We start from the raw sequence: 13,157 nt of genomic DNA, 5'->3' as shown, positions 1-13,157 counted from the left end.
CAGTAGTTTTACCCACTACAGAAATTATAGAGCCATAGAATTCCAGTGTTTTTAGTTGACTTCATTAAAATTTATGGTTGTAAAAAGAGCTATCTAATGGATAACTCTTTTCAATTCCTTTTTACTCATCTACTGTAGAAGTAGAAGTGTTTGAATTTGAATTCTCAGCACCGTTAGAACCCGATGTTGAAGGATTTGTTGATGCATCTGGGCCATACTGTTGACTATCTTGTGAACTTGATGAGTCACTACTTTTACCATAATCCGAACTTGATGAGTCACTACTTTTACCATAATCCGAACTTGATGATGAGCTAGATGTTCCTAGTGATCCGGTATAAACATTTGACGTTGACGAACCAGTTAGGAAGACGTAACTACCATTGTTGTAAACACCACTAGGCATATCGAAATCTTTCGAACCTGCACCATACATCTGGTTGAGGTATCTACTTGTTACACCGTAGATTTGTTTAGCAATGTCAAGGTCTGAATCATGAAGTGGTGTTTTACGGTTTTTGTAACCTGTCCAAATCGCCATTGCATACTTAGTATTGTAACCAACGAAAGATTCATCTGGAACCATAAGATAAGCATAGACGCCACTTTCTTTTTGTACCTTGTAGTATTCATCGTCATCATAGTTAGATGTACCAGTCTTACCAGCATTGAATGTACCAGGGACATAAGCTTCAGTCGCTGAACCACCTGTCATTACTTGTTTCAACATGCTTGACATCATGTAAGCTGTTTGTGGCGACATGGCCTCGACACCTTTAGAATCAAATGATTTTGTTGAACCGTCTTCAAATTTGATTGATTTAATGTAAGATGGTTTATAGTAAGTACCGCCATTTGCAAAGGCAGCATAGGCCGCAGCCATTTTCTCGCTTGATGCACCGTACTTAGGATCTGACGATGTTGTTGAAGATGAGATGGCATTTGAGTAATACATTTCTGGATACTCAATACCCAAATCTTTCAAGAAGGACTGTGCATATTCCAAACCAACCGCCTGAAGAGCTTTAACAGCTGTTACGTTACGTGATTGTTGAAGCGCATAAGTCAATGAAATGCTTCCGTAATACTTACGGTCCCAGTTGTAAACTGGCGTTGAGGAACCTGGGAAATTGTAAGGATTATCGTAAACAGTCGTACCAGTGTTTGTATAAACACCTTTTTCAATAGCAGGAGCATAGTCAGTGATTGGTTTCATTGCAGAACCCCAGTCACGGTCTGTTTGAACAGCTTGGTTGGTACCAAGTGCAATGTTTTCGTCTTGGTGACGTGAACCCAATTGGGCAACGACACGACCATTAGTAACATCAATAATAGTAGAAGCAACTTGGAGACTATCGTTTGGATAGTATACGTAGTCGTTAGTATTATAGACGTTCCAGATATATTTTTGAATATCTGGATTAAGGTTAGTGTAGACGTCGAGACCTGCTGAGTAAATATCAGCGTTGGCATCGGTAGATACCTGTTCAATAACTTGTTTGATGTAGTTATCTAAGTATGGCTCATAGCTAGCTTTCTTCGTAAGTGGAAGAAGGCCATCTGATACATCAGTTGCTTTAGCTTGCTCGTACTCTTCTTTAGAAATATTCTTGTCTTCATACATTTCATCAAGAACAGTGTTACGACGTTCTTTGGCAGCATCTGGATTAGTATAAGGATCATATTGTGTTGGTGCTTGTGGGATACCAGCAAGAAGAGCTGCTTGGGCAACTGAGAGGTCACCTAATTCTTTACCAAAATAAGATTTAGCTGCGGTCTTCATACCGTAGTAACCATTACCCATATAAACCTTATTAACGTAGAAGGTCAAGATTTCTTGTTTAGTATACTGACGCTCCATTTGGAGAGATAACCATATTTCTTGTGACTTACGTTTAAGGGTTTGGTCTGATGTATTAGTTGAGAAGTAGGCTAACTTAATCAACTGTTGGTCAAGTGTAGATCCCCCTTGAGTGCTGTTATGGCGAAGGTTGTTAATAGCGGCTCCCATAATACGATAAACGTCAATGCCGCGATGGGTAAAGAAACGCTTATCCTCGATAGAGGTAATTGCATTGACTAGGATTATAGGAATCTCATCTGTTGATGCACTTTCACGTTTTTCGGATCCCAAGTCAGCAATAAGACTACCATTACCATCGTAAATCCTACTTGAGTTTGTTGATTGCAACTTGTTCTCGGTAAGTTTAGGAACACTGCTAACATAGTAAGCAAAGAGTCCACCACCAGCGATGACACAGATTACAAAGAAAGTGAGTAGTCCAATAAAAGCGTATTTTGCAATACGCCATCCTAAATTTTGATCTGAAGCAGTTGAGCGTTTTCCTTTGCTATAGCGAGAAGAATCTGAACGTTTAACCTGTGTGTTTTTAGCACGTTTAGTTGAACCGTTAAGTGATTCTTTAAAGTTGCTGAAATTAAATTTAGCCATTATGTGTTACCACCTAATAATTTTTCAATGATCTCTAAATAAGGAACTTGAGGATAAGCTGATTCTGCGATTGCATAACCTCTTTTTTTGATATAATCAAGAGGCATTGATTTTGTCCCCTTATCAATTTGATAAAAAGCGATTAAGTCTTTGGCAGGCAGAAGGTAGGTTTCCTTAAGCGTTGAAAAGTGGAGTAGCACGAAGCAGATTCCATCTTGATTGATGACCTGAGACATGTGCTTAATTTGATGCGCATGAAAGTTTTTCATAGGCATAGATGTCTTTTGCCGTGTCTCTTTGGCTTCAAAATCAATATAGTATCCTTTGTAAACGCCAGAGTAGTCAGTAGTTGAGGCTTGCCTAAAGTAAGCTTCTACAATCTTTGCTCGTGAGCGTTTTGGATAATCGACTTTGACGATCTGAACCGGTGTAGGTTTCTTATGAATAACGGCTAAGCCACGCGACAAATAGTAATCATTAGTCGCATTAATAGCAGATTCAAAGTTCATCCCCCGATTGGCAAAGTCAACTCTATTAGATTTTTTAGTACGTACTTGTGCTATCTTACGAGATATCTGATGGGGATAGTTTACCATTTCTTTCCCTTCTTATTTATAAGATATGCATAAAGACTATTTTATTATACCATAAAATGAGCGAGGAAAACAATAAATGACATCACTACTCATAACGGGCTATAAGAGCTTTGAACTTGGTGTTTTTAAAGACAAGGATCCTAAGGTAAACATCATTAAGAAAGCAATCAAACGTGATCTTAAACGCTTTTTAGATAAAGGTGTGGATTGGATGATTTTTACTGGGAACCTTGGTTTTGAATTTTGGGCGCTAGAAGTGGCTAAGGAACTTCAGAAAGACTACCCTTTGAAGTTAGCGACGTTATTTCCATTTGAAACACACGGTCAGAATTGGAGTGAAGCTAACCAAGAAAAATTGGCAGCCTTTAAACAAGTTGATTTCGTAAAGTATAGTTTTCCAGCTTATCAATCGCCAGCTCAGTTCAAACAATTTAATCAGTTTCTCATCGATAATACAGACCAAGCTTATTTATTTTATGAGCCTGAAAATGAAACAAATTTAAAATATTTTTACAATATGATAATAGATGCAAGTGATTATCCCTTATTTCGATTGACTTTTGATGACCTCAATGAAGTCATGTCGGAATAGGATATAATTGCGTTTTAAACTTGCATTTTTATATTTTTTTCTGTATCATGAAAACAATAGACTGTAAAGTATTAGTAAGTTAGATAAGACAAGTATTGGAGAAGAATAATGGCTAAGATTAATTTAACGCCCAAGAAAATCTACGAACAAGAATTTAAAACAAGCATGCGTGGATACGATAAAACAGAAGTTGATGAGTTTCTAGATGATGTGATCCAAGATTACACTGTCTACATTGCTCTAGTTAAGGAATTGCAAGAAGAAAATGCAAAACTGAAGGCTAAGGTGACATCGGCTTCTGCAAGCCGTCCCGCATATGCAAGTGCGACAAGTGAACCATCACATGCCACTGGCAATATTGCTTCGGCTTCAAACTATGATATCTTAAAACGTATCAGTCGTTTGGAAAAAGAGGTCTTTGGAAAACAAATCGTCGAATAAAACTGGTTTTGTGCAATTTTCGGATAATCGCATGGTTGCAAGTCTTCCATGAGGAAAGTCCATGCTAGCACTGGCTGTGATGCCAGTAGTGTTTGTGCTAGGTGAATCAATAAGCCTAGGGACTTGATTTTCAAGTTACGGCGAGCGAACCGGCTAAGTCTTCGGATAGGTTTTAGTAGCTCTGAAAGTGCCACAGTGACGGAGTTTTTAGGGAAACCTAAAAAGTGGAACGCGGTAAACCCCTCAAGCTAGCAACCCAAACTTTGGTAGGGGCACGGGATGGCCGGAAACGAACGGACCATTCTGACTGCTATGCAGTAGACAGATGATTATCGAAGGAAGTGGTTACCTAGTCACTTCTGGAACAGAACATGGCTTATAGAAAATTGCATATAGGTGGGGCTGGGACACATGTCTCAGCCTTCTTTTAGCAAGAATCGTCTCTTTTGCGTCTACCATCTAAGGGCAAGAGTGAATAATAAGCTATAGCTTAGGGAAATTTGTACTCGTAATAATTAGGTAAAAGGATGACAATGAAAGAAACATTTACATTAGTTGCAACTGCTGCAGCCGGACTTGAAGCTGTGGTTGGACGTGAACTACGTGAGTTGGGGTATGAGACCCAGGTTGAAAATGGTAAGGTTCGTTTCCAAGGTGATGTTCGTGCAATTGTTGAAACTAACCTTTGGTTGAGAGCTGCAGACCGTATCAAGATTGTGGTGGGTGAGTTTCCAGCCCGTACTTTTGAGGAGCTTTTTCAGGGAGTTTTTGCCTTGGACTGGGAAAATTATCTTCCCTTAGGTGCAAAGTTCCCAATTTCAAAAGCTAAATGTGTTAAATCAAAGCTTCATAATGAGCCGTCTGTTCAGGCGATTTCTAAAAAAGCTGTCGTTAAAAAACTACAGAAGTATTTTCACCGTCCGGAAGGAGTACCTCTTCAAGAAACAGGTGCGGAATTTAAGATTGAAGTTTCAATCTTAAAGGATAAGGCTACTGTTTTAATTGATACTACAGGCGATAGTCTTTTTAAGCGTGGTTATCGTACTGATAAAGGTGGGGCACCTATTAAAGAAAATATGGCAGCTGCTATTCTTGAACTTAGCAACTGGTATCCTGACAAACCTTTGATTGATCCAACTTGTGGTTCGGGGACCTTCTGTATTGAAGCTGCTATGATTGGAATGAATATTGCACCAGGTTTTAATCGTGATTTTGCTTTTGAGGCATGGAATTGGGTGGGTAAAGATTTAGTACAGTCAGTACGAGATGAAGCTGATAGCAAGGCAAATTACGATGTTGCATTAGACATTATGGGGTGTGATATTGATAGCCGTATGGTTGAGATTGCTAAGGCTAATGCTCGCGAAGCTGGTCTTGAAGATGTTGTTAAATTCAAACAAATGCGTTTACAGGACTTGAAAACAGATAAAATAAACGGTGTCATTATTTCAAATCCTCCTTATGGGGAGCGCTTGTTGGATGACAAGGCCGTGGATATCTTGTATAATGAAATGGGTCAAACTTTTGCGCCGCTTAAAACGTGGAGCAAGTTTATCTTGACCAGTGATGAACAATTTGAAAGTAAATACGGCATGAAAGCTGATAAAAAACGTAAGCTTTATAACGGAACACTTCGCGTTGATTTGTATCAATATTTTGGAGAGCGTGTTCGCCGTTCTGAGGCTAGAAAGGTAAATTAAACGTGTCAGAAGATAAAACACAAAATGGCTATGAAGAAAGCCAAGAGTTAGATTTCCAAGATGCCAAGGAAATGACAGTCGGTGAGGCTGTCCGCAAAGAAGCTGAGATTAATGCTGGTGTAACCGAAACAGATAGTATTTTGGATAAGTATATTAAGCAACATCGTGAAGAAGTTACCTCACAAAAATTCTCAAAGAAAATTGAAGCAGATGGCGATACATCACCCTTGGATGCCTTCATTCAAAAGCAACGTCAGGAATTTGCTGATTCAGGTTTGATTGGTCAAACATTGGCTAATGAGTCAACTAACTCAACGACTGCTGACGAAACAGTAACACCTATTACATCTGGTTTTGGCACAACTGAAACTAAGGCAGATGATACTCAAGCTCCTGTTGACTCTGAAATCACTGTGAAACCAGAAAGTGAAAGCTCTGAAACCATCATAACATCAACTAATGCTGATCGTTTTATCACGTCAGAAACAGAAAAATTCGATCTTGGTGAAGCCCTTGCTGCGACGACTACCTCAACTAATCAACAAGTTGATAACACTGCTATGGTAGACAATGTTGATGATCCGGAACCAGAAAGTACTTTACCTGCTGATGACGAGGCTTCTGAACCACAAGCTTCTAAACCTCTGTTGGAAGATGTTGAAGTCTCAGAAACAATCGACTCAGAAGCTATTGCCACAACAGTTGCTGGTGCAACAGGAGTTAAAGCTGATGAAGCAAAAGCGACACCAAAAGTGTCTATGACAGTTAGTCGTCCATCAGCAGAAGATAAAATCTCTTCAGGGTATATTTCTCCATCTCATAAAGGTGTCTTTGATGGTGATATTCCAGTTTATCGCCGTAAGGGTGTTGTTATAGGTGCTCTCACGGTTCTTGCTCTAGCTATAATTGGTGGGAGCTATGCTCTTTATAAAGTAACACATAGCCAATCTGCGAAAACTACAAGCACTGCTTCTTCAGCAGTGATATCATCATCAAGCAAGGGCGCATCAGCTTCTGATAATAAAGCCTTCGAAGACATGTATAAGAATTTCTTCACAGATGATGAGCAAACAAAACTAGCTAATGATCAATTTGGTAAGCTATCAGACTTGGAAAAACTACTTAAAAAATTGGAAAAAACCAAGTATTATGATGCAGCTAAGACCAAATACGATAACTTGAAGAAACAAATCGAAGCTATTGAAAAAGTCAATAGTAAGTATGAATCAGATGCTCTTGTAGACGGTAGCTATAATGCCTCTATCTCAGTTAAATCTGATGCAAACTTTAATGATCTTTCAGAACGTGTAACAAATACTGGCAATGCTAGTCTTGATAGCATTATCCAAGAAGTCATTAAGGGCGGTAAAACACAGCTTGAAGAAAAGGGTAAGGCTGCAAGTGCAACGTCTGCAGTGACAGCTTCTGAAAGTGTTAATACTGCTACTCCTTCGGGAGATAACACATCTGGAGCAGCTAATTCAGGTGTAACAGGTGCGGCTGGTGGAGTTTCTAGTGGTACAGCTGCAACTTCAACAGTTGTGACACGTGGCATCATGAATTACAATCCATCTATCCTTCAACGTGATCGCTCTCGTGTGCCTTATAATGCAAACGTAGTAGCGGATACAAGTAATCCAGCTTGGACTTGGGCTAATGGTGTTCTTGATAAGATTATTGCAACATCTCACTCACGTGGGTACTTCTCAGGAGATAACTTTATCCTTGAGCCAGTCAACATCATCAACGGAAATGGTTACTACAACATGTACCTTCCAGATGGAACTTATCTCTTTAGTATCAACTGTAAGACAGGTTACTTTGTAGGCAATGGTTCAGGTCACTCAGATAAACTTGATTATTAATAAAAATCGACGACACTCCCTAGGGAGTGTTTTTTTGTTTTATCTTGGTGAAGTCCGAGTTTATAAGAGTTTTGTGCTATAATAGGGGGATAAGATAGGGGTGAATACTATGGCGAAATTGATGCCGGGTAGAGTCCGTAATGAGGGAATTAAACTTTTTGAAAAGGGTTTAATTGCCATTAGTCAGGTCTCAGAAACTCAGTTGGACACGACAGTTGGCCAACATCATTTAATTTATGCACTCGATGATTCTGAAATCATGTGTGACTGTGATTTTTTCGCTCAAAAAGGCTATTGCTCCCATTTGGCAGCGGTTGAGTATTATCTAAAAAATGCTAAGGAGGGCCAGCGTCTCTTAGCAAAATTAGAGGAGAAACAAGAGTCCGCCCAGGACCAAGAGCGGGGGCGTTCTTTTGGTGGTTTATTTTTAGAGAGCCTTTCTCTGAATGAGGATGATACAGTTAGATATAGCCTCACGGTAGAGGGAGAGGAATCTACCTTTGGTTCAGAGATTTGGTGGAGTTTACGTTTACGTCGCTTACCGGACGAACGTTCTTACGTTGTTCGAGATATCCCAGCCTTCCTCAAGCTTATAGAGACTGAAGGCTATTATCAGATAGGTAAGAATTACTATGAACCTCTATCACTCATTCAGTTCGACCAGGCTTCACAAGCATTTTTAGACTTTTTAGGACGGATGATTCCAGATGAAGCCAAAACAAATTTAACCTTTATTTTACCGAATAATGCACGACACCTTAGTCTCCCCTATGGTTTTTTTGAGGAGGGATTGAGGTTGATGCAAGATTTGGATGGCTTCAGGTTTGAATGGGAAGGTATTGAATATCGCAGCTTTTTGGTAGAGGACTTGACTGCTAAAGCCAATCTTTTCTCGTTTGATATTTGTGTCGAGCCCAAAATGATTGAATTGACTGTTGCTGAGAAAAATAGCCAAACATTTTTTAATAATCGTATTATCTTTTATCAGGGTGTTTTCTATCGTCTTAATAGAAAACAGCAAAAAATTTTGCTTGGCTTACGTTCTCTCCCTATCGGAAGTAATTTGAATAAACATGTCAGTTTTAATCTAGAAGAACAAGCTATCTTAGCTGCTAGTCTTTCTGATTTTAAGACTATGGGACCGGTTAAAGCCCCAAAAGCGTTTAATATCAAAGATTTCACCCCGAGATTTCGCTTTGATTTGAAAGGTGAACGCGAGGTTGTGCTCACATTGGCTTTTGATTTTGATGGATATGTTGTGGATAATCGTTATGAGTTAAGTCATTTAGGCTTTACTAGTAACTATCGTAATGAACAGGCTATTTTTCGTTTGATGGTTAAACATGGATTTACCCCTGATTTTCAGTCATCTAAACGCTTAAATAGCAATCAAGAGCTCTATGATTTCTTTATAAATACTCTACCAGCTTTTGAAAATGCAGGGCCAGTTCTTATTGGACAGGAGTTGCGTGACTTACGTGTTGAACAGAGTCCACAAATTCAGGTAGAGCGTCAAGGAAATCTATTAGATATTTCGTTTGATTTTTCAAGTCTCGATGATGGGGATGTGGATCATGCTTTAGAAGCTTTGATGGACAGAGCGCCCTACTTTGTTAATCGTAGTGGTCAGTTGATTGTCTTTGATGAGGGGACACAACGTATCAGTGAGAGTCTAAGAACTTTGAGGGCCCGTTATTCGGGGGAAGGGCATCTAGAACTCCATCAATTAGCCGCCTATCAATTGATGGACTCTCTTTCAGAAAATGATTCTGTTCGTTTTTCAGAAGATTTTCAACAGCTAGCGCAACATTTGAGAAAACCGGAAACGTTCGACCTGCCATCCTATCATGTAGAAGTTAACCTTCGTCCTTACCAAGAAAGAGGAGTTCAATGGCTATCAATGTTGCATCACTATGGTTTTGGTGGTATTTTAGCCGACGATATGGGGTTGGGGAAAACTTTACAGACCATTGCTTATCTTTCTGCACATTTAGAGGATGGACAACGAGTCTTGGTTCTATCGCCATCGAGTTTAATTTACAATTGGCAGGATGAATTTAAAAAATTTGCTCCTCAGTTAGATGTAGCAGTTTCTTATGGACTTAAGCCAAAACGTGATGAGATCATTGCAGAAGACCATCAGATTATTATTACTAGCTATGCTTCATTCCGTCAGGATTTTGATGTTTATAAGGCTGGTCAGTATGATTATCTCATTCTAGATGAGGCACAGGTCATGAAGAATACTCAGACGAAGATTGCTCAATATTTACGTGATTTTTCTGTTCCGCATTGCCTAGCTCTATCTGGAACGCCTATTGAAAATCATTTGTTGGAGATTTGGTCTATTTTCCAGATTGTTTTACCGGGGCTTTTACCAGCTAAGAAAACTTTTCTTAAGCTAACACCTATGGAAGTGGCCCGGTACATTACTCCATTTATTCTTAGACGTAAAAAAGATGAGGTTCTTCCTGATTTACCGGACCTGATTGAAATTACGCACCAAAGTGAATTGTCGGATAGTCAAAAGGCTATTTATTTAGCACAATTGCAACAGATGCAACAAGGTTTAATTTCAGCAAGTGATCAGGAAATTAATCGTCGTAAGGTGGAAATCTTGTCAGGAATTACCCGCTTACGCCAAATCTGTGACACGCCAGCCCTCTTTATGGATTACGCTGGTGATAGTGGGAAATTAGATAGTCTTAGAGACCTACTTAGTCAAATTAAGGAATCAGACCATCGTGTCCTTATTTTTTCACAATTTCGTGGGATGTTAGATATTACAGAGGAACTTTTACAAGAGTTAGGTATTTCCTCTTATAAGCTAACAGGGTCGACCCCATCTGATAGTCGTCATGAGATGACCAGAGCCTTCAATCAGGGGAGTCGAGATGCCTTTTTGATTTCTTTAAAAGCAGGGGGGGTAGGACTCAACTTGACTGGTGCTGATACAGTTATTCTGATTGACCTTTGGTGGAATCCAGCGGTGGAAATGCAGGCTATTAGTCGTGCTCATCGTATAGGTCAGAAACAAGATGTCGAAGTTTTCCGTTTGATTACAAGAGGTACTATCGAAGAGAAGATTCTTGAGCTTCAAGAAGGTAAGAAAAATCTCGTTACAACAGTATTAGATGGCAATGAAAGCTGTGCTAGCATGACAGTTGAGGATATTAAAGAAATTCTTGGTATTGCAATATCTTAATCTGTTATATTTAATATTGGAATACTAAGATATAAAAATGACACTAGGCAAATCTTTTGAATTAGGATATAATAGAATATTGCAAGACGTATCTCCCCATTCCCGATTGTTTATATTAAGATACGCATCATCTCGAAAACGAAAGGAAGTCTTTTATGCATCGCCAAAGACGACAATTTCCGTTGATTCCGGACGGAGAATCTTGCTTGCAAGAACCTATCTCTATGCGTTTATACGAAAATGAAGATTTAATCACTAATATCCGTGGTCCTTATCAGGATAAGGACTATAACGATTTCTTTCTGAACCATGATTTCTTGTCAGCTAAGCCTCATAAACGTAAGCAGGCTCCAGACCGAGCTGAAACACAAGAGGATGGAATGACTTATGCTGAAGAAGCCCGTGAAAAGGCGAAGCGTGACGTACGTGATAAACGCCAAAAATACCTACGCCAAGAAGCTCAATCAACTAAATCTACGAATATCCGTTCACTAGCTGCTAAGCCTAAGGTAGAAAATAAGCCAAGCTTTGAGGCTACTGTTGAGGCAGTTGCTGTAACGACAGATAAGGAGCCAGTGATGACGTCTATCTTGGGAGCTCCTGTAAGTGCTATTAAGAGAACATTAGCACCAAATGGTAAACACTCAAAAATCCATCACTTGGCAAATCGTCTGAAACAAGATACTTATATCTTGGCAGAAGTGGCTCCAACTTATCAACAACCTAGTAATCCATCTCGTAAGAACGTCAAGAAAAATAGCTATGACTTCTTGAAACGTAGCCAGGTTTATAATTACACAGAACGTCAAATTCACCGTGAACACCGAATTGCTCAAGAACTAAATTTGACGCATTTAGAAGATGCAAATTAATCGCAGTTTGATTGCAAGGAGAAACTATGTCAAAAACTTATCATTTTATTGGAATTAAAGGATCTGGTATGTCGGCTTTGGCTTTGATGCTCCATCAAATGGGACACAAGGTTCAAGGTTCCGATGTGGAAAAATACTACTTCACTCAACGTGGTCTTGAGCAAGCGGGCATTCCAATCCTTCCTTTCGATGAAAAAAACATCACTGAAGATGTTGAATTGATTGCTGGGAATGCTTTTCGTGAAGATAACAACGTTGAAATTGCTTATGCCATTAAAAATGGTTATAAGTTCAAGCGTTACCATGAATTTTTGGGTCATTTCATGAATCAGTTCACTAGCTTTGGTGTGGCTGGTGCACATGGTAAGACCTCTACGACAGGACTCTTGTCACACTCTATGAAAAACATCACAGATACGTCATACCTTATCGGTGATGGAACAGGACGTGGTTCTGCCAATGCGCAATACTTTGTCTTTGAAGCAGATGAATATGAACGTCATTTCATGCCGTACCATCCTGCTTACTCAATTATCACTAACATTGACTTTGACCATCCAGATTACTTTACAAGTATTGATGATGTTTTCTCAGCATTCGATGATTATGCAAAGCAAGTACAAAAAGGGCTCTTTGTTTACGGTGAGGATTCTAACCTCCGTAAAATTACATCCAATGCACCAATCTATTATTATGGATTTGAAGAAAATGATGACTTCATGGCAACAGATATTATTCGTACAACCACGGGGTCTAACTTCAAGGTGAAGCATGATGGACAAATCATAGGGGAATTCCATGTACCAGCTTATGGTCGTCACAATATCTTGAATGCAACTGCGGTTATTGCTAACTTGTATGTAGCTGGTTTTGACATGGCCTTAGTTGCTGAACATCTAAAAACTTTCTCAGGGGTTAAACGTCGTTTCACAGAGAAAATTATTAGTGATACTGTTATCATCGATGACTTTGCTCACCACCCAACTGAAATTATTGCAACACTAGATGCAGCACGTCAAAAGTACCCATCTAAAGAGATCGTTGCTATTTTCCAACCACATACTTTTACCCGTACCATTGCTCTTCTTGATGACTTTGCTGAGGCTTTAAATGAAGCGGATGCTGTCTATCTGGCACAAATTTATGGTTCTGCGCGTGAAGTTGACCACGGTGATGTAAAGGTTGAAGATCTTGCCGCTAAGATCAATAAACCTGCCAAAGTGGTTACAGTTGAGAATGTTTCACCTCTCCTTGACCATGACAATGCTGTCTATGTCTTTATGGGAGCTGGGGACATCCAACTTTATGAACGTTCATTTGAAGAGCTCCTAGCAAGCTTGCAAACCCACATGTAATATATTAAGGGCTGTAGCGATTTCGCTCGGCTCTTTCTCTTGGATAGAAAGGAATCTTAGATGATTATTCGACACGCTA

General features: G+C 39.4%; 9 protein-coding genes and 1 other RNA gene. 8 read left to right on the top strand and 2 right to left on the bottom strand.

All coding sequences use genetic code 11. From position 1 onward, the window contains the following. Positions 1-121: 121 nt before the first annotated feature. Both pbp1a and recU read right to left on the bottom strand, forming a co-directional pair. The gene (gene pbp1a, locus MHH90_RS08695) at positions 122-2,452 is read right to left on the bottom strand and encodes a penicillin-binding protein PBP1A (RefSeq protein ID WP_113870441.1); all 2,331 of its coding nucleotides are present in this window, start codon (positions 2,450-2,452) and stop codon (positions 122-124) included. After that, positions 2,452-3,048 carry a Holliday junction resolvase RecU gene (recU, locus tag MHH90_RS08690; protein WP_002949408.1) on the bottom strand — a complete coding sequence of 199 codons (597 nt, stop codon included), beginning with the start codon at positions 3,046-3,048 and terminating at the stop codon, positions 2,452-2,454. The genes pbp1a and recU overlap by 1 nt, the downstream gene beginning before the upstream one ends. A gap of 76 nt (positions 3,049-3,124) precedes the next feature. Here recU and MHH90_RS08685 point away from each other — a divergent pair, with 76 nt between their 5' ends. From MHH90_RS08685 to murC, 8 genes are all read left to right on the top strand, one after another. Beyond that, positions 3,125-3,640 (top strand): DUF1273 domain-containing protein, encoded by a 516-nt coding sequence (locus MHH90_RS08685; RefSeq protein WP_084828456.1) that lies wholly within the window; start codon positions 3,125-3,127, stop codon positions 3,638-3,640. Positions 3,641-3,748: 108 nt separating this feature from the next. Next, positions 3,749-4,081, top strand: a complete 333-nt coding sequence (gene gpsB, locus MHH90_RS08680; protein ID WP_011680702.1) for a cell division regulator GpsB — start codon at positions 3,749-3,751, stop codon at positions 4,079-4,081. A 15-nt stretch (positions 4,082-4,096) separates the two neighbouring features. Beyond that, an RNA gene (gene rnpB, locus MHH90_RS08675) (RNase P RNA component class B) lies at positions 4,097-4,465 on the top strand. Between the two features lie 149 nt (positions 4,466-4,614). Beyond that, positions 4,615-5,781: a THUMP domain-containing class I SAM-dependent RNA methyltransferase gene (locus MHH90_RS08670; protein ID WP_082245768.1), complete on the top strand. Its 1,167-nt coding sequence runs from the start codon at positions 4,615-4,617 to the stop codon at positions 5,779-5,781. 2 nt (positions 5,782-5,783) lie between these two features. Then, positions 5,784-7,646, top strand: coding sequence for a cell division site-positioning protein MapZ family protein (locus MHH90_RS08665; protein WP_113870439.1), 1,863 nt, complete (start codon positions 5,784-5,786; stop codon positions 7,644-7,646). Positions 7,647-7,755: 109 nt separating this feature from the next. Continuing rightward, a complete protein-coding gene (locus MHH90_RS08660; protein WP_340725891.1) occupies positions 7,756-10,851 on the top strand; it encodes a DEAD/DEAH box helicase in 3,096 nt (1,031 codons plus the stop codon). Positions 10,852-11,006: 155 nt separating this feature from the next. Continuing rightward, the gene (locus tag MHH90_RS08655) at positions 11,007-11,723 is read left to right on the top strand and encodes a hypothetical protein (RefSeq protein WP_011225424.1); all 717 of its coding nucleotides are present in this window, start codon (positions 11,007-11,009) and stop codon (positions 11,721-11,723) included. Positions 11,724-11,749: 26 nt separating this feature from the next. After that, positions 11,750-13,078, top strand: coding sequence for a UDP-N-acetylmuramate--L-alanine ligase (gene murC, locus MHH90_RS08650; protein WP_014607936.1), 1,329 nt, complete (start codon positions 11,750-11,752; stop codon positions 13,076-13,078). Positions 13,079-13,157: the final 79 nt, after the last annotated feature.

This window comes from Streptococcus sp. FSL E2-3488 (assembly GCF_038003585.1).
Lineage (GTDB): Bacteria > Bacillota > Bacilli > Lactobacillales > Streptococcaceae > Streptococcus > Streptococcus thermophilus.
The sequence above is the reverse complement of the archived record's forward strand: the minus strand, read 5'-3'. Positions and strand labels throughout refer to the sequence as shown.

What these genes read in the sequence shown, in the direction of transcription:
- murC (WP_014607936.1), top strand. Translation starts at nt 11,750, where the DNA reads ATGTCAAAAACTTATCATTTTATTGGAATTAAAGGATCTGGTATGTCG.
- MHH90_RS08660 (WP_340725891.1), top strand. Translation starts at nt 7,756, where the DNA reads ATGGCGAAATTGATGCCGGGTAGAGTCCGTAATGAGGGAATTAAACTT.
- pbp1a (WP_113870441.1), bottom strand. Translation starts at nt 2,452, where the DNA reads ATGGCTAAATTTAATTTCAGCAACTTTAAAGAATCACTTAACGGTTCA.
- MHH90_RS08685 (WP_084828456.1), top strand. Translation starts at nt 3,125, where the DNA reads ATGACATCACTACTCATAACGGGCTATAAGAGCTTTGAACTTGGTGTT.
- gpsB (WP_011680702.1), top strand. Translation starts at nt 3,749, where the DNA reads ATGGCTAAGATTAATTTAACGCCCAAGAAAATCTACGAACAAGAATTT.
- MHH90_RS08655 (WP_011225424.1), top strand. Translation starts at nt 11,007, where the DNA reads ATGCATCGCCAAAGACGACAATTTCCGTTGATTCCGGACGGAGAATCT.
- MHH90_RS08670 (WP_082245768.1), top strand. Translation starts at nt 4,615, where the DNA reads ATGAAAGAAACATTTACATTAGTTGCAACTGCTGCAGCCGGACTTGAA.
- recU (WP_002949408.1), bottom strand. Translation starts at nt 3,048, where the DNA reads ATGGTAAACTATCCCCATCAGATATCTCGTAAGATAGCACAAGTACGT.